This is a genomic window from Kaistella sp. CFF1-2, assembly GCF_059509915.1.
This window is the reverse complement of the sequence record NZ_JCAKLF010000002.1, coordinates 417,215-433,274: the sequence shown is the minus strand read 5'-3', so window position 1 is coordinate 433,274 and position 16,060 is coordinate 417,215. Positions and strand designations below refer to the sequence as shown.

18 protein-coding genes are annotated in these 16,060 nt (G+C 37.3%); 2 read left to right on the top strand and 16 right to left on the bottom strand.

Annotated features, from left to right (window positions below):
* Position 1 precedes the first annotated feature (1 nt).
* The 7 genes from AC5XHR_RS07115 to AC5XHR_RS07085 all read right to left on the bottom strand — a co-directional run bounded on the left by AC5XHR_RS07115 (position 2) and on the right by AC5XHR_RS07085 (position 4,620).
* The gene (locus tag AC5XHR_RS07115; protein ID WP_495950088.1) at positions 2 to 433 is read right to left on the bottom strand and encodes a nucleoside deaminase; all 432 of its coding nucleotides are present in this window, start codon (positions 431 to 433) and stop codon (positions 2 to 4) included.
* Positions 434 to 482: 49 nt separating this feature from the next.
* A complete protein-coding gene (locus AC5XHR_RS07110) occupies positions 483 to 1,037 on the bottom strand; it encodes a DUF3575 domain-containing protein (protein WP_495950087.1) in 555 nt (184 codons plus the stop codon).
* A 118-nt stretch (positions 1,038 to 1,155) separates the two neighbouring features.
* The gene (locus AC5XHR_RS07105) at positions 1,156 to 1,626 is read right to left on the bottom strand and encodes a DUF6702 family protein (protein WP_495950086.1); all 471 of its coding nucleotides are present in this window, start codon (positions 1,624 to 1,626) and stop codon (positions 1,156 to 1,158) included.
* Positions 1,627 to 1,682: 56 nt separating this feature from the next.
* On the bottom strand, positions 1,683 to 2,441 hold the full coding sequence (locus AC5XHR_RS07100; RefSeq protein WP_495950085.1) for an LOG family protein: 759 nt from the start codon (positions 2,439 to 2,441) through the stop codon (positions 1,683 to 1,685).
* 7 nt (positions 2,442 to 2,448) lie between these two features.
* Positions 2,449 to 3,162, bottom strand: a complete 714-nt coding sequence (locus AC5XHR_RS07095; protein WP_495950084.1) for a nucleotidyltransferase family protein — start codon at positions 3,160 to 3,162, stop codon at positions 2,449 to 2,451.
* A gap of 6 nt (positions 3,163 to 3,168) precedes the next feature.
* The gene (locus AC5XHR_RS07090; protein WP_495950083.1) at positions 3,169 to 3,588 is read right to left on the bottom strand and encodes a RapZ C-terminal domain-containing protein; all 420 of its coding nucleotides are present in this window, start codon (positions 3,586 to 3,588) and stop codon (positions 3,169 to 3,171) included.
* A gap of 15 nt (positions 3,589 to 3,603) precedes the next feature.
* On the bottom strand, positions 3,604 to 4,620 hold the full coding sequence (locus tag AC5XHR_RS07085; protein WP_495950082.1) for an aminoglycoside phosphotransferase family protein: 1,017 nt from the start codon (positions 4,618 to 4,620) through the stop codon (positions 3,604 to 3,606).
* 71 nt (positions 4,621 to 4,691) lie between these two features.
* Here AC5XHR_RS07085 and xrtF point away from each other — a divergent pair, with 71 nt between their 5' ends.
* On the top strand, positions 4,692 to 5,219 hold the full coding sequence (xrtF, locus tag AC5XHR_RS07080; protein WP_495950081.1) for an exosortase family protein XrtF: 528 nt from the start codon (positions 4,692 to 4,694) through the stop codon (positions 5,217 to 5,219).
* Positions 5,209 to 5,643 carry an exosortase F system-associated membrane protein gene (locus tag AC5XHR_RS07075; protein WP_495950080.1) on the top strand — a complete coding sequence of 145 codons (435 nt, stop codon included), beginning with the start codon at positions 5,209 to 5,211 and terminating at the stop codon, positions 5,641 to 5,643. Before xrtF ends, AC5XHR_RS07075 begins: the two co-directional genes overlap by 11 nt.
* Before the next feature lie 2 nt (positions 5,644 to 5,645).
* Here the strand turns inward: AC5XHR_RS07075 and AC5XHR_RS07070 are convergent, their stop codons facing one another.
* The 9 genes from AC5XHR_RS07070 to rnhA all read right to left on the bottom strand — a co-directional run bounded on the left by AC5XHR_RS07070 (position 5,646) and on the right by rnhA (position 16,056).
* Positions 5,646 to 6,662, bottom strand: a complete 1,017-nt coding sequence (locus tag AC5XHR_RS07070) for a cation diffusion facilitator family transporter (RefSeq protein WP_495950079.1) — start codon at positions 6,660 to 6,662, stop codon at positions 5,646 to 5,648.
* Positions 6,663 to 6,734: 72 nt separating this feature from the next.
* A complete protein-coding gene (locus AC5XHR_RS07065) occupies positions 6,735 to 7,745 on the bottom strand; it encodes an aspartate-semialdehyde dehydrogenase (RefSeq protein ID WP_495950078.1) in 1,011 nt (336 codons plus the stop codon).
* A gap of 27 nt (positions 7,746 to 7,772) precedes the next feature.
* Positions 7,773 to 8,219, bottom strand: coding sequence for a hypothetical protein (locus AC5XHR_RS07060; protein WP_495950077.1), 447 nt, complete (start codon positions 8,217 to 8,219; stop codon positions 7,773 to 7,775).
* 79 nt (positions 8,220 to 8,298) lie between these two features.
* Positions 8,299 to 11,601, bottom strand: a complete 3,303-nt coding sequence (locus AC5XHR_RS07055) for a TonB-dependent receptor (RefSeq protein WP_495950076.1) — start codon at positions 11,599 to 11,601, stop codon at positions 8,299 to 8,301.
* A 246-nt stretch (positions 11,602 to 11,847) separates the two neighbouring features.
* A complete protein-coding gene (gene nadC / locus AC5XHR_RS07050; RefSeq protein WP_495950075.1) occupies positions 11,848 to 12,708 on the bottom strand; it encodes a carboxylating nicotinate-nucleotide diphosphorylase in 861 nt (286 codons plus the stop codon).
* 7 nt (positions 12,709 to 12,715) lie between these two features.
* The gene (gene nadB, locus AC5XHR_RS07045) at positions 12,716 to 14,317 is read right to left on the bottom strand and encodes an L-aspartate oxidase (protein WP_495950074.1); all 1,602 of its coding nucleotides are present in this window, start codon (positions 14,315 to 14,317) and stop codon (positions 12,716 to 12,718) included.
* Between the two features lie 18 nt (positions 14,318 to 14,335).
* On the bottom strand, positions 14,336 to 14,965 hold the full coding sequence (locus AC5XHR_RS07040) for an NAD(P)H-dependent oxidoreductase (protein ID WP_495950073.1): 630 nt from the start codon (positions 14,963 to 14,965) through the stop codon (positions 14,336 to 14,338).
* Positions 14,966 to 15,059: 94 nt separating this feature from the next.
* Positions 15,060 to 15,509, bottom strand: a complete 450-nt coding sequence (locus AC5XHR_RS07035; RefSeq protein WP_495950072.1) for a hypothetical protein — start codon at positions 15,507 to 15,509, stop codon at positions 15,060 to 15,062.
* Between the two features lie 70 nt (positions 15,510 to 15,579).
* Entirely contained in the window at positions 15,580 to 16,056 is a 477-nt protein-coding gene (gene rnhA, locus AC5XHR_RS07030) for a ribonuclease HI (protein WP_495950071.1), read from the bottom strand.
* Positions 16,057 to 16,060 lie beyond the last annotated feature (4 nt).

Here is a 16,060-nt window from a genome sequence, read left to right as displayed (position 1 = left end):
TTTATCGTTTTGATTTAAAAAAATCTTTAACAATTTGGCTGCATTCTTCTGCTAGAATATCGGTAACGATTTCAGTTTTAGGATGCAGCCGAATTCCTTTATTGATAAATCCTCTTTGTTCATCACGAGCGCCAATGACAATTTTCGATATTTGTGACCAAAACAAAGCTCCAGCACACATCACGCAAGGTTCCATGGTAACATACATCGTCGCATTGATGAGGTATTTTCCACCAAGAAAATTCGCAGATGAGGTTATCGCTTGCATTTCGGCATGTGCGGTAACGTCATTTAATGTTTCGGTAAGATTGTGCGATCGCGAAATAATTCGGTCATTAAATACAACAACGCAACCTATGGGAACTTCATCTTTTTCTAAAGCTTCATGTGCTTCTTGCAAAGCCAGTTTCATAAAATAGGTATCGTCGAACATATTTGTAATTTGTTGATTGAATTTGAGCTACTGATTTTTCTATTGAAGTTTAGAATCGATATCCGATTCCCAACATTCCTTTCCCAGTTAAAGCACTAATTTTGTCCGTGTCACCAAAGCGTCTTCCGACACCAACACTGGCTTCAAAAATAATATTCTTTTTTGCCACCCACTTTCCACCGAATCCAATACCAACACCAAAGCTTGTAACTGTTTCGTCAAGAGTTCTTACAAAATCTCCGTCATTATTATAAATGTCGTGATTTTCACTCGTACTTGTAATAGGTAGGAAACCTTCTACGAAAAACCCCGATGCATATTTTTTTCCAAAATATAAACGATAATAGGGAGAAATCTGGAAAAACGTGTTACTATCATCGTACTTATCTTTGTCTTTATCACCTAAGAAAAACATCCCGTTAACTCCGATTCCCGAATTTTCGTTCAATAGTCTTTCATAAGAGACATTCAACAGTGGAGTCGCAATCAATTCGATTGGACTAATCATGATGTCATTGCTCCTGGTAGGTTTTTCTTGCTCCTGAGCATATAAAGAAGTAATACCAATGCTTAGAATCATTAAAGATGATAGAAGTCTTTTCATATTATACTTTGTTTTTTAACAAATATAAAATTTTCTACCATATACAAACCCATTGTTGTTAAAATAAAAAAAGCACTCCAATTCGGAATGCTTTTTTGTATTTGTATAGAGTTTTTACTTAAAAACTAACTTCGTTTGTATCTTTTCCTCTCTGGAAATTCATCGTTTTTTGGTTTCCTTTATAAGCAACATTAACCACATTAAACTGTTTTGGATAGGCATCTAAAAGGATGGAGTTTTTGATTTTTAATGAGCTAATGTCACTTACGCCAGCTGCTTCGAAATAGACCCAAACTGATTCACCATTTACTTGGCTCCCTGTAAAAGTTAATGTTTTCGGAGCACCATTAACGGTTACAGCAAAGTTACGATTAACGTATTTCTTTACTTCCGCTTCGAAACCAGCCGTATTTGGGTTGATTTTAATCGCCGCGGCAACGTGTTCCGTATTCATTTTTGTGGTGAACTTCAAGGTTTTGTTCCCTTCAACAAAATCCACTTTAGTCATGGACGAATAGAAATCTGCAATCATGAAACTCATCAATGCAAATATTGCTAAAATACCAGAGAAATATAAAATTTTTTTCATTGCTTTTAATTTTAACATCATAAGATGGTTATAAAATGGCACAAATAATATGCCAATTAGAAATTAACGTTAACGGTATACTTATCGTAGAATGCTTTGATATGTGCAACTGCTTCATCGGCCGTATCTACAACGCGATAGAGCTCTAGATCCTCCTCGGCAATCATCCCGTTTTTAAGCAGCGTATTTTTAAACCAATCTAGTAATCCTCCCCAGAATTCTGATCCTACTAAAACGATTGGGAAACGAGCAATTTTACCCGTCTGAATCAGTGTTAATGCTTCAGAAAGTTCGTCTAACGTTCCAAATCCACCAGGCATAACTACAAAACCTTGTGAATATTTAATAAACATCACCTTTCGAACAAAGAAATAATTGAAGTCGATGGAGTAATTTTTATCAATATAGGGATTAAAATGCTGCTCATGCGGAAGTTCAATGTTCAAACCGATAGATTTACCCCCTTTATTATGAGCGCCACGGTTTCCGGCTTCCATAATACCAGGGCCACCACCAGTGATAATTCCAAAGCCAATAGCGGTAATTTTCTCCGCAATTTCCACAGCCATCTGGTAATATTTGCTGTCTTCTCTCAATCGAGCCGATCCAAAAATAGAAACACAAGGCCCTATTTTAGCCATTTTTTCGTACCCGTCAACAAATTCTGCCATGATTTTGAAAACCATCCAAGAATCCTTGGTTATGGTTTCGTCCCACGTTTTTTCTTTGAATGAACTTTGTATTTTTTGATCAATTTCAAATTCGTTTCCTGCGACCTCACGAGTAAGGCCTTTTCCTCTTTTAATTTTTGCCATGCACTGATTATTTAAAATATTCTTCGGCTTCTAAAACCGATTCGGGTCTTCCAACATCGACAATTCGTGCTTCATGTTTGAACCCTTGGATGTGTTCTGTTTGCATTAAATCGAGATACTCTTCCATAATCGAGAATTTTCCTTTGCGCTTTATTTTTTCAAAAAGATGGACGTTTACGCAATGAATTCCACTGAAAGCTAACGCTTTAAACCCTTTGTTAAATTCCGCTAATCGTTGCTCGCCCGTTTGTACATTCAGCCAACCGCGAAGCGTCATTTTTTCGTTGAAAAGCAGTTTTCGAGAGCTATTTCGATCCGAAACCGCCAAAGTAACAAAATTTTGGTTTTCCAAATGCGATTGAACAAATTCTTTGATGTTTAAATCCGTTAAGATATCGGCATTCATAATCAAGAAATTTTCAGCATCATCCAGGTATTTTTTGGCAAAAACCAAGCCACCGCCTGTTTCTAAAAGCTCTTCACGTTCATCGGAAATGCTAATATTCCCTCCAAAATTATCTTTTGACTTTAGAAAATCAACGATTTGATCACCAAAATGATGGACGTTAATCACGAAATCATGAATCCCAGCTTCCTGCAAATAGCGAATGTTACGCTCCAAAAGAGGAACATTGTTCACTTTAGCTAAAGCTTTTGGGTGATGATCTGTGAACGGACGCAAACGCGTGCCCTTTCCAGCAGCGAAAATCAGTGCTTTCATTTTCGTTTATTTGGAAGGATTTAGCTGAGGCTGCTCGTCGTGATTCACGGTAACCAAAGCTTGTGGATATTTTTCACGAATAAATTCTGCGATTTTTTCTGCGCTATAAACGGATCGGTGTTGCCCGCCCGTACATCCAAAATTGATTTGAAGATGCTCAAAACCGCGCTCTAAATAGTTCTCAATCGTGATGGAAACAACACTTTTAATACCTTCAATAAATTGCGGCATCAACGTTTGGGTTTCCAAAAACTCTTGTACGGGAACATCTTTTCCCGTTTGAGGCTTGTATTCATCAATTCTTCCCGGGTTTAAAATTCCACGGCAATCAAAACAATAGCCACCGCCGTTGCCCGAGTCGTCTTTAGGAATTCCGCCTTTTTTGTATGAAAAACTGTGAATTTCGATATGTAATGGATGATTCATTTGTACGTTTTATTTTTAAGGTCTCATAGCCTGCAATTTCGCTTTGATTTCAGGCTGATACAATTGATTAATAACTGATTTTAACTCGGGATATTGTCCCATTTCTTCCCAAGATTCGGATAATTGATACAAATTTTCAATGCCTTGCGGAATGGATTTGATGAAATGACTTTTCTGTTGTACCAAACCTCGGAATCCATAAACGCCTAAAACTTGAAGAAAACGCATCAACTTCATTGGTGCAAGTTGCTTTTGTAGTTGAATTTGCGCCTCGGAATTTCCCCATAAATGGTAATAATGAGAAAGCATTTCACTTCTAAAGTCTTCGAAGAAATTGGCTTTTGCTTGAAACAAAAATGAAGTCACGTCGTACATCAAAGGACCTTGCATTGCGCTTTGGTAATCGATAAAAAAAACCGTGTCATTTTCGTCAACCATAATGTTTCGCGCTTGGAAATCACGAATCATTAAGCCTTTTGGCTCTAATTGTTCAATCTCGGAAACCAACTTTTGAAACTCTTTAATCAACTTTGTTTTATGGTAATACACTTCTAAAACATCGGCAAACATGAATTTGAAATAAAACAAATCATGAAGCACCGGAATTTCGTTGTAGGATTCGTATTCAAAAGTCTTTTTGTAATCAATGTTTCCTTGCGTTTTTACTTGGAGTTCATAAAGTTTTTCAAGCGTTTGCTTAACCAAAGATTTTACACGTTCCGAAACTCCTTCATTAGTGATAATTTCAGATAACGTTTGACCACCAAGATACGATTGCAAATAGATTTTGCGATCTTCAGATATCCAGATAATTTCAGGTGTGTTCAGTTTTAGGTTGGAAAAAACCGATGAAAAATAGTAAAACGAATCGTTTTCGAGAAGGTTATCGTTTTCCGTGAGAATGTATTTCGCCTCCGAAGTTGTCACAATATAATTTTTTCGTGAAGAGCCGCTCTGAGGAAGTTGTTCTATGGAAAGAACTTCTTTTTGAAGCTTGTTTTCAAGAGTATTTTTGATTTCGGATAAAGACATACGCCTGGTTTTGTTTTTTCAATTCGTTCTACAAAAGTACTAAATATCAGCCTTATTTATATATTTGCATCATGTTTAAAGATTTCAAGCCTGTATTGCTGATTTTAGGTCGGTTTTTATTGATTTATTTGATTCCGGTGGTGTTGTATCAACTCTATTTGAATCAGTATTCCGGTCAAGGCTTGGATCCGATTTCGCGTTGGGTTGGAGATCAAGCGGCAGCGATACAAAATCTTTTAGGATATCACACGAAAATGGTGCACGTTCCAGAGCGAGAAACGTCCTATTTCTACGTTAATGGGCAATGGCCAACGCGAATGGTAGAAGGCTGTAACGCGGTTTCCGTAATGATCTTGTTTTTAGCTTTTATTTTTGCATTTTATAAAGGGGCGAAAACGTTTGTTTTTGCGTTAATAGGCCTTGTTGTTTTGCATATCATGAATGTTTTGAGAATTGCGGGACTTAACATTATCTATTTGGAAATGCCTGATTATTCCAAAATTGCCCATGATTATTTCTTCCCAGCCATTATTTATGGGACTGTGGTCGTTCTGTGGATTGTTTGGATTAAATTTTTTGCACTGAAAGATGAAAAATAGTAATTGGATTCTTGTGGTCATCGGGATTTTAGGATTGATTGGTGTTCGCATGGTCGAAAACCAAGTCTTTTATGATCCGTTTCTAGACTACTTTCATACCGCAAATAAGAACGCAATTTTCCCCAATTTTGAATGGACAAAATTGATTTTAAGTCATCTCTTCCGATTTGTATTGAATTTGATTTTTGCTGCTTTAATTATTTACGGCTTTTTCAAACGAAAAGATTGGACGGTACAAGGAATTGTGTTGATGCTGATTGTTTTCGCCATAACATTTCCGTTGTATTTGTACGCCGTTTCAACCAAGTTTGAAATCGGGTATTTGTTTTCGTTTTACATGCGAAGATTCGTAATTCAGCCGTTGATTGTTTTGCTGATTATTCCAATGTTTTATTACCGCCAAAGCATCGAAAAGAAAGCTTAGTTTTAATTTGATGGATCTAAATTTTCAACCGTATGCTTGTCTAATTGGGTGATGTTTTCGGCATTCCAATTCACTTTTCCGACAAAATTTTGAGAGCGAACGGGGCATTCAGCCATTTGACAAATTGCACAAGAATGCGGTTTACAATCGTCCATGTGGAAATTAAATTCAATTTTTCGATCGGTTTTTTTAACGATGGATTTAATGACTTCTTCCATTTCGTCGTGCGCTTTTCGAAGTTCAAAATAATAGGGTAGCGTTAAATGCGCATCAATATGAAGCCGACTTCCGAATTGTTGAATTTTCATGTTGTGAACGTCAATCCACTCTTTTTTACGGCTTTTATTTAGAAAATCAGCCAATCGTTCGAGCATTCCGGGATCGGCTTCATCCATAATTCCAGCCAACGATTTTCTGATAATTTTGTAGCCAATCCAAATAATATAAATTCCAAAAATAGTTGCAACAACTGCATCAAGCCAATATAATTTGGTGAAACGAACGATAATTAAACTTAAAACCACTCCGGCGGTTGTTATCGTATCGCTTTGTAAATGTTTTCCTGAACTTTGTAGAACTAATGAATTTTCTTTAATCCCCTTTTTATAGGACAAATAACCCATTAAATAGTTAATGACGGCCGTTACAGCAACAATCAAAATTCCCCAGTCCAATTGCTGTGGAATGTTTTTGCTGATGAATGAATTGACCGCTTGAACAATAATAACAATTCCCGCGAAAATGATTAATGCTCCTTCAATTCCAGACGTTACAAATTCCACTTTTCCATGACCATACGGATGATCTTCATCTTTGGGTTTTGCTGCCAAATACAATGAGTATAAACCCATAAACGCTGCAATAATATTCACGATGCTTTCCATCGCATCGGAAAACACGGCGTCGGATTTCGTCAAGCGCCAAGCAACCAGTTTTCCAATAAAAAGAAGGATTCCTACAATGGCGACATTGCGTTGAAATCGAAATCGGGTTTTTCCTGAGCTGACTTTAGAGGTCATTGTTTTGAGTTTAAAAGGGTAAATGTTTGAAGTGTCTAATAAAAAAATGCTCACCTTAGTGAGCATTTCGTTTTATACTAATTTGTTATTAATCAGGTATTCGGCGATTTGTACGGCGTTTGTCGCCGCGCCTTTTCTTAAGTTATCAGCAACAATCCAGCAGTTTAATGTTTTGGCTTGAGAAGGATCTCTTCGGATTCTTCCTACGAAAACTTCATCTTTACCTTCGGAATACAAAGGCATTGGGTAGATTTTGTTTTGTACATCATCTAGAACGACAACTCCAGGTGTTTCAGCTAAAATCTGACGAACTTCGGCTAAATCAAAATCGTTTTCGAATTCGATATTTACACTTTCCGAGTGGCCGCCTTGTACGGGAACTCTCACCGCCGTCGCCGTTAATTGGAAAGAATCATCCGACATGATTTTCTTCGGTTCTTTCATCAATTTAAGCTCTTCTTTGGTGTAATCCATATCATCAAAAACATCGCATTGCGGCAATGCATTTTTGAAGATTTCGTACGGATACACTTTGTTGATTGCTTCTTTATCTCCACCATTTACAGCAACTGATGTTTCGTTGTTTAATTGATCAACGGCATCTTTTCCTGTTCCTGTAACGGATTGGTAGGTAGAAACAACGACTCTTTTTAGTTTGTATTTCTGATGAAGCGGATTCAAAACCATAACCAACTGAATTGTTGAACAATTAGGATTGGCAATAATTTTATCATCAGCACCGATTTCTTTTGCGTTGATTTCAGGAACCACCAATTTCTTAGTGGGATCCATTCTCCAAGCTGAAGAGTTATCGATAACGAAAGAACCTGCTTCTGCAAACTTAGGAGCCCAAACCAAAGAAGTGTCTCCACCAGCCGAAAAAATAGCGATTTCCGGTTTCATGTCAATAGCAGTTTGCATCGCTACGATACTGAATTCCTTATCCTTGAATTTCACCTTCTTACCTACAGATTTTTCAGATGCTACTGGAATTAATTCTGTTACGGGAAAATTGCGTTCTTCAAGAACTTTCAACATCACTTGGCCTACCATTCCGGTGGCGCCTACGACTGCTACTTTCATTGATTTTGGATTGTTTAAAATTGTTTTTTAAGAGTTAAATAACCTTGCCCATGGCAAAGCGTATCCGAATAAAGCTAAAGCTACTATTGCAAGAATGAAAACACCCATGCTTAGTTTCTCATTGCTTTTTACTTTTTTGTTGATTACCGTCATTAAAACAGCTGCGATAAGCATCGAAAATGGATGCTCGATATACGTGAATCGCAAATCTGAATTCTTCATAATAGCGCCCATTCCTTGTGACGAAATAATATCCGTAAACGCAGAAGTGGCGAAAAGCATAATTGCCCCAACGATAAATTGGATGTGGAAGAAAATCATGGTGAATAAAGTTGACTTTCTTAGCAATTTGCTAATGTTTCCTGAATAGCCAAACATAACGATTAGCAAAGAAACTAAAAATACGACTACTAGAAGGATTTCTAAATACGCGAATCCTCTGTGTGCTTGAATAAAAATGTTGTGTACGTCCATATCAAAAATTTGATTAGCAAAGATATAAAAAATCCCGACTCTAGGTCGGGATTTTGATATTTCTAGGTATTTATTAATATTAGAAAGAATATTTGAATCCTAGCATAGCAGACCAAGTTGTAGAAGTTGTACTTGCTGGTCTATATGGTTTAGAAACTAGGTTGTTACCATCACGCAACATTGTGAATGTTGGATCTGGAGAAACGCTTCCCGATCTTCCTAATACAGCAGCTCCGTAAGAACTTACCATATAATCTTGGATACCCCACTTCGAGTTCAATAGGTTTCCGAAGTTGATGAAGTCTAAAGAAATAGCAACTTTGTCTCCTTTCGTAGCCATGTCTTTGAATAAAGTTTGGCTAATACGAACATCAAATCTATTTGCCCATGGCATCAAGAATGCGTTACGTGGCGTTACTTTTCCTCTGTATTTCTCTAAGTCATTATCTTTAATGAATTGATCGAAAGCTTCTCTTTGTTGAGCTGCCGTGAACAATACAGTGTTTCCAGATTTGATGTCAGCAAACTTAACAGTTTCTGAGCTTCCCGGAATGTACATTAGGTCATTCGCGATACCATCACCGTTTACGTCGTTAGAGTAGTAGTAAGAATATCTTCCCTGATTAGCTCCAGAATAGTAAATACCAATACTTGTATTCTTGATGTTGTAGCTTAAGTTAGCAACAACTCTGTGCGGAACTGAGAAGTTTGAGATATTTTTAATTTGCTCGTTTGGAGAGTTTACAGTAAGAGATCCAGACCATGCAGATGATGCACTAGATCCTGCGTTAGCTGTAACTTCTTTTGCTTCAGAATACGTATAGAATACAGATCCTGAAAGACCTTTCCAGTTGCTCAAGTTGAAACCTGCAGTTGCAGAGAATGCATATCCTTTAACATCTGTATTGGTAAGTACTGTAGCACTGTTTGCTCCAATTTTGTTGTTATACGTATACGCTGCAGAGTTTGCATAGTAATCTCTTGTTCCATTTTGCATTTTTTCAGTTGGAGTTTTTCTGTTAGCTCCGTACTGGAAAATTGCATTAACATCCTGAGTGTAGATTAAATCTGTTGTGAAGGTTAATGGAGTACTTGGGATTTTGTAGTCAATTCCTAAGCTTGATCTCCAAACTGAAGGCATTTTGAAGTTCTCATCAACCAAAGCAAATGAAGAAGGAGCTCCTTCTTTAGGATTGCTAATGAATGGTGTTACTTTGTTACCTTGCGCATCTGTATAATAAACTGGATTGTTTACATAATGGTAAATATCGTTTCCTTGGAATTTAATTTGGTTAATCCAAGGTGCAACAGCTGCATAACTTCCTGGTTCAATTGTATTTTGCAATACCCCAGCATTTGTAGGCATGTTCGTTAACCATACAAATGGCACACGTCCTGTAAAGATACCTGTTCCCCCTCTAATGATTAAGCTACGGTCTCCCATAACGTCATAGTTGAAACCAAATCTTGGAGAAAGCATTACTTTAGAGTTTGGCCATTTTCCAGAATTGTAATGTGTAGGATTTCCTTTGCTATCCAAAAGCTCTAAAGCATCGATAGATGGGTTTGGAGTTAAATCATTTAAGTAAAGAGGTAATTCTGCTCTTAAACCTAAAGTAAAGTTGAATCTATCAGAAACATTGAATCTATCTTGGATATAAGCAGATGCTAAACCAAAGTTAATTCTTGAATACGTGTCTTGACCAGCATACGGATAAGTAATACCGTACATGATTGGTGCTACTTCATTAGGAGTTCCTGTTTTCAAGAAATCTTCAACAGACTTATATCTGTAGTATCCAGTTCCCATACGAGTATATGAGTTTCCGAATTTTTGAAGATCAAATGCAACCCCTCCAGTTAACGTGTGCTTACCAGCGCTATACGTTAAGTTGTTTGTGAATGAGTAGTTATCATTGATTACATCGTTCAAATATGAGAATAACTCCGTACCGAAACTGATGTAGTTACCACCTGTGTCAGACCCGTTCCAGATATCAACAAATGGGAATAAGTTTCCATTTGGAGTTGTTCTTTTATCTTGGATTTGAGAGTATGTGAATAAGAATTTATTTGATAAACGGCTATTAAACGTTGAGTTTAATTCGGCAGTAACCGATTGTACGTTGTTTTCAAAACCGTAGTTACCATTTTCGAAAGTCATTGCTTTATCAGAAACACGGTTCCAAGAAGATCTTGGGCTTGGTCCTGAAGTTCCGTTTGCTACAGAGTTAGACGTTGCTTTAAGCATGTTGTAACGGATCGCTAATTTATGCTTATCATTAATGTTCCAGTCTAAACGAGCTAAGAATTTGTCACCAATTTGTTCTGCATTATCAGCATAACCTTGGTATCTTCCTGGATCGTAACCCCAAACATTGATTAGGTGATTTCTCACTGCGATAAGATCAGATTCTTTTACGCTAGTTACGTTATTTGCTGCATCAGCAACACCGTTTTGAGATGCTTTCCAAAGGTTTGCTCCTGAAGCATTTGCTCCTGTTGCAACTTCTCTTTCACCACTTACGAAGAAGAACAATTTGTTCTTAATTAGTGGTCCACCAACTGTAAGACCGTTGGTCATTTTAGCACCTGTATACTTATCAAGCTTGTTTCCGTTGATTTTCCACCCGTTCAATTCTTTACCTGTATAATACCCGTATAAAGATCCGTGGAATTTGTTTGTCCCTGATTTTGTTACTGCGTTGATACCAGCACCTGTAAAACCAGATTGCGTAACGTCAAACGGTGCAATGTTCACAGAAATCTCTTGGATTGCATCCAAAGAAATTGGCTGAGATGTTCCACCACCTGGAAGTGGGTTAGAGCTTAATCCAAAACCATTGTTGAAGTTTGCACCGTCAATTTGAAGGTTGTTGTAACGAGCATCTCTACCAGCAAAAGAGTTCCCGTTTGCTTGTGGCGTTAATCTCGTAAATTCTGTAATACTTCTAGAAGTTTGTGGTAACTCTTGGATTTGTTTTTGTCCAACGTTCGTTGCAGCTCCAGTTTTGTTGGTGTTTGTTCTACCACGACCACCAGAGATAACAACTTCAGAGATTTCCGTTGTTTTAACGTTATCTTTTTGGTTTACTACGAATGGCTGTCCTAGTTCTAAATAAACATCATCAAAAACTTCTGGTTGTCCATTACCTTTCGTGATTTCGATTTTGTAAGGACCACCAACTCTCATGTTTGATAGAGTGAAACTCCCAGAAGAGTTTACCGTTCCCGTATATACCGTTCCTGTTGGCATATGCGTTGCTTTTACTGTTCCACCTGCAGCCGAGGTAATTACCCCTTGCACACCACTGGTTGTCACCTGTGCAGAAACTGTAAAGCATCCTGTTAAAAGAATTGCTAGAATTAATGTTTTTCTCATTACTCTTTAGATTAAGATATTTTTTGCAAAAGTCGGCAATTTATATTAACTCTTTGTTAAGTATATGTTAATTTTACAAAGTTTTACATAACGGATGTAAAAAACTGTTTTTCAATGAGTTAAATATCAGCCCTTTTTCTGCATATACAAAAAATATAATCAAATCTAGTTGAGGAAGGTCAAATTTATGCTAAATATTTTCCTAAAATCTTAACATAATGGTGAAAATAAAGTGAATTTATTTTTCTAGTTGACCGCTTTCAAGCTTAAATCAATGTTTTGAGCAGAATGGGTGATCGCTCCAGCCGAAATATAAGTAACTCCCGTTTGGGCAATCTCGTTAAGCATATCTCGAGTGATTCCTCCAGAAGCTTCCGATTCGCATTTTCCTTGAATCAATTGTACGGCTTGTTTCATGGTTGGAACATCCATGTTGTCTAGCATAATTCGGTCTACATTGGCTTTCAAGGCTTCTTCAACTTCAGCGAGATTTCGAGTTTCCACTTCAATTTTTAATTTGAGTTTCTTCTCCTTAATATAATCTTTAGCCATTTTTACTGCTGCTGTAATGCTTCCATTGAAATCAATGTGGTTATCTTTCAACATAATCATATCGTACAAGCCGTATCTGTGATTGGTTCCGCCACCAATAGCTACAGCCCATTTTTCACAAATTCTAAAATTAGGTGTTGTTTTTCGTGTATCTAAAAGTTTCGTTTTTGTACCAATTAATCTAGAATCCCAGTCGTGCGTCATGGTCGCAATACCACTCATACGTTGCATGCAATTCAAAACTAGACGTTCTGTTTGCAAGATGGATTGAGCTTTTCCAGTCACCAAAAAAGCAATGTCGCCTTTTTTTGCAACGGTACCGTCCTGAATTTTTATTTCAAGACTCATGTCTTTGTCAAAAATTTTGAAAATAATTTCCGCTAATTCTACTCCAGCAAGTACGCAATCTTCTTTCACCAATAATTTTGCAGTTTGAACTAAATCTTTCGGTATTGTGGAGAGTGTCGAATGATCGCCCGAATGAATATCCTCTTCTAAAGCAGATTTAATAAACGTTTTTAACGCTTTTTCGGTTACATAGGATGGTCGTTTCATTGCTGTCTTATTTGGAGTTACTAATTAAAGGTTTTTTTGCAAGGTCTTTATTATAAAAAGCGCCTTTATTTTCTTTCATTTGAAGCGAATGTTTGATAATTAAATACGAGACATTCACCAAGTTTCTCAATTCAGAAAGTTGTGGTGAAAGTAATGAGTAATTATATAATTCGGTTACGGCTTCGTAGATTTCACGTTGTTTTTTCTGAGCCAATTTTAGTCGAGAATTGCTTCGTACGATTCCTACCAAGTCGCTCATCATTTCTTGTAGTTGTTTGCGAAGGTAGGTTACCAAAACCAATTCGTCCATCAGCTTCATTCCTTCTTCATTCCATTCCGGGATGGCTTTTAAATCATCAAAATTAAATTGATTTTCTTGAAGAAGTTCCACGGTTTTTATCGCTGCATTATGACCAAAAACCAAACCTTCTAAAAGAGAGTTTGAAGCCAATCGATTGGCGCCATGCAGTCCAGAATTAGTACATTCACCAACAGCAAAAAGATTCTTAATAGACGATTGTCCATCTTGATCAACGTTGATTCCGCCCATCAAATAATGGCAAGCCGGAACCACAGGAATTAGTTGCTTAAACGGATCAATTCCTTCATCCAAGCACTTTTGGTAGATGTTCGGGAAATGTTCTTTGAATTTTTCTTGATCCATTTCGCGACAATCCAAACCAACATAGTCGTCACCTGAAATTTTCATCTCGTTATCAATCGCTCGTGCGACGATATCGCGTGAAGCCAATTCTTCACGTTCATCGTATTTCTGCATGAAAGGTTTTCCGTCTTTGGTTCTCAATTTGGCACCATCACCACGAACGGCTTCGGAAATCAAGAATAACATTCCATCTCGTTTTGAATATAATGCAGTGGGATGAAATTGATAATATTGCATGTTGGAAACCTTGCCTCGAGCTCGGTGAACAAATGCTATTCCGTCGCCCGTTGCAATAATTGGGTTGGTGGAGTTTTTATAGACGTGTCCCGCACCCCCGGTTGCTACCAAGGTTATTTTAGCCGTGATTTTTTTTATTTCTTTCGTGCGCTCATCCATAATGTACGCTCCGTAACAGTGTACGTTATCGTAGTTTTTTGGTTTTCCTGGAACGTGATGCTGCGTGATCAAATCAATGACGTAATGATGATCAAGGATTTCGATGTTGGGTGATTTGTTAGCGGTTTCTAGAAGCGCGCGTTCAATTTCAAATCCTGTAATGTCTTTATGATGCACAATGCGATTTTCGGTGTGGCCTCCTTCTCTTCCGAGTTTGTAATCGCCATTTTGACCTTTGTCGAACTGAGTTCCCCAATCTATTAATTCTTGAAAGCGATGTGGCCCTTCTTTAACAACCATTTCTACGATGTCGCGGTTGTTTTCGCCATCACCGGCACGCATGGTATCGTCAATATGCTTTTGGAAATTATCGTTGTCGAAGTCGGTAACCACGGCGAGTCCGCCTTGAGCGTATTTGGTGTTGCTTTCGTCTTCATCGGATTTGGTTACGATGATGATTTTTGCTTCGGGCATTTTTTCGGAAATCTTAATGGCATACGATAAGCCTGAAATTCCGGAGCCAATAACTAAAACATCTGCTTTTATCATGAATTTGATGTTTAAAATTTATAAAAATTTATAAAGTTTTTCGTTCGGTTTGCGCACTTTTTTCAAATTCTGAAAATGATCTTCTGGCGAACGATAGCCCAAAGCCAAAGTAACGGAAACTTTCTCTGTTTCGGTATCCAAATTTAAGACCGAACTGAGAGTCTCGTGTCGAAAACCTTCCATCGGACATGTATCTACACCTTCTTGAGCGGCTGCCATCATCAAGGTTCCCAAAACAATATAGGCTTGTTTCTCTGCCCAATGCTCTGTTGACTCATCTTTGAAGTGGTGCAAATAGGTGTCAATGCTGTTTCTGAAAAGTTGCAAACTCTCAGGCGTAACATTGCGTACTTCTTCAATGTGGCGGAAATATCCATCCACATAATTTTGTTCAATATTTTTTTTTGTGATGAGAACGATGAGGTGAGAGCACGTGCTTATTTGAGAAGGATTGTAAAACGCAGGAATCAGTTTTTCTTTGATTTCTGGACTTTCGACAACCCAAATTTTATACGGTTGCAAGCCCAAAGAACTCGCCGAAAGTTTCCCCGCTTCTAAAATAGAATTGAGTTTTTCCGTTGCTATTATCTGGTCTTTATCGAATTTTTTTACCGAATATCTGCTTTGTAAAGCTTCAATATAATGCATACTCAAAGGTACATAAAATACTTTTTACGTATCACGAATTCGTGAATTGATAGGAGAAAAAACTCCTCACTATTTTCGTAGTGAGGAGTATATTTTACTTGTCGTTGGTAACGACTTCGGTTATTTCTAGATTTTTAAAGTAATCTTCAATTTCCTGAGTCCATTTTAAATTTGCTTTTCGAGCGATTGAAGTAACTTCTTCTTGATTTGGAGTTTCTTTTAAAATAATTTTTATTTTGTAGAACTTTAATAAATTATCCTGATTGAGTTTATTAAAATTTGTATCATTGAAAAAGTTCAGAGACAAAGATTTATTTTCTTCTGAATCTTCAAAATCAGGAGGATAAAAAGACGTTACAGGAAACTTTAATGCTTTCAAGACGTCTTTTACATACAGTTTTGATTTTAAGGCTGTTTTTGAATCAAACTTTTTTAATAGTAATTCGTTCTGCATTTTGATTTCTTCTACCGAATACTTTTTAGTTTGCGACCTACAAGAAACTGAGATTAAAACGATGGTTAAAAGTATAAAGAGGTTTTTCATTTCGTGTTTTCAAAATAAGTGAACTAAAGATAGTTGTTTTGAAATTTATAAATCGAAAAAAGTAGTGACTTTAAAACAATCCGTCCTGATCTTGGTTTTCAAAAAACGTATCGATTTCCAAGTTTGGAGATTGAGCGGCTTTTACGGCAAGCTGATCGACCAATTCGTTTTCAGGATGTCCAGCGTGGCCTTTTATCCAATGAAAATTGGGTTTGTGTTGTTTGAATAACGGATAAAAACGCTTCCACAAATCGGGGTTTTTAATTTTTGTGAAGCCTTTTTTGGCCCATCCAAACAACCAGTTTTGATTAATGGCATCCGAGACGTATTTACTGTCGGTATAGATGTGGATTTCGTGCCCTTCGGAACGAAGGTTTTCAAGGGCAACAATCACCGCCAACAATTCCATTCGGTTGTTGGTCGTACGGCGAAAGCCTTGCGAAAATGTTTTCTGATATTTGGCATCAGGAATACGCATTAAGATTCCGTAGCCTCCTTTTCCTGGGTTTCCTGAGCAGGCCCCATCGGTAAAAACTTCAATTTTCAAAGCG

Coding starts and splice junctions, on each gene's coding strand:
- AC5XHR_RS07115 (WP_495950088.1), bottom strand. CDS start 433: ATGTTCGACGATACCTATTTTATGAAACTGGCTTTGCAAGAAGCACAT.
- AC5XHR_RS07110 (WP_495950087.1), bottom strand. CDS start 1,037: ATGAAAAGACTTCTATCATCTTTAATGATTCTAAGCATTGGTATTACT.
- AC5XHR_RS07105 (WP_495950086.1), bottom strand. CDS start 1,626: ATGAAAAAAATTTTATATTTCTCTGGTATTTTAGCAATATTTGCATTG.
- AC5XHR_RS07100 (WP_495950085.1), bottom strand. CDS start 2,441: ATGGCAAAAATTAAAAGAGGAAAAGGCCTTACTCGTGAGGTCGCAGGA.
- AC5XHR_RS07095 (WP_495950084.1), bottom strand. CDS start 3,162: ATGAAAGCACTGATTTTCGCTGCTGGAAAGGGCACGCGTTTGCGTCCG.
- AC5XHR_RS07090 (WP_495950083.1), bottom strand. CDS start 3,588: ATGAATCATCCATTACATATCGAAATTCACAGTTTTTCATACAAAAAA.
- AC5XHR_RS07085 (WP_495950082.1), bottom strand. CDS start 4,620: ATGTCTTTATCCGAAATCAAAAATACTCTTGAAAACAAGCTTCAAAAA.
- xrtF (WP_495950081.1), top strand. CDS start 4,692: ATGTTTAAAGATTTCAAGCCTGTATTGCTGATTTTAGGTCGGTTTTTA.
- AC5XHR_RS07075 (WP_495950080.1), top strand. CDS start 5,209: ATGAAAAATAGTAATTGGATTCTTGTGGTCATCGGGATTTTAGGATTG.
- AC5XHR_RS07070 (WP_495950079.1), bottom strand. CDS start 6,662: ATGACCTCTAAAGTCAGCTCAGGAAAAACCCGATTTCGATTTCAACGC.
- AC5XHR_RS07065 (WP_495950078.1), bottom strand. CDS start 7,745: ATGAAAGTAGCAGTCGTAGGCGCCACCGGAATGGTAGGCCAAGTGATG.
- AC5XHR_RS07060 (WP_495950077.1), bottom strand. CDS start 8,219: ATGGACGTACACAACATTTTTATTCAAGCACACAGAGGATTCGCGTAT.
- AC5XHR_RS07055 (WP_495950076.1), bottom strand. CDS start 11,601: ATGAGAAAAACATTAATTCTAGCAATTCTTTTAACAGGATGCTTTACA.
- nadC (WP_495950075.1), bottom strand. CDS start 12,708: ATGAAACGACCATCCTATGTAACCGAAAAAGCGTTAAAAACGTTTATT.
- nadB (WP_495950074.1), bottom strand. CDS start 14,317: ATGATAAAAGCAGATGTTTTAGTTATTGGCTCCGGAATTTCAGGCTTA.
- AC5XHR_RS07040 (WP_495950073.1), bottom strand. CDS start 14,965: ATGCATTATATTGAAGCTTTACAAAGCAGATATTCGGTAAAAAAATTC.
- AC5XHR_RS07035 (WP_495950072.1), bottom strand. CDS start 15,509: ATGAAAAACCTCTTTATACTTTTAACCATCGTTTTAATCTCAGTTTCT.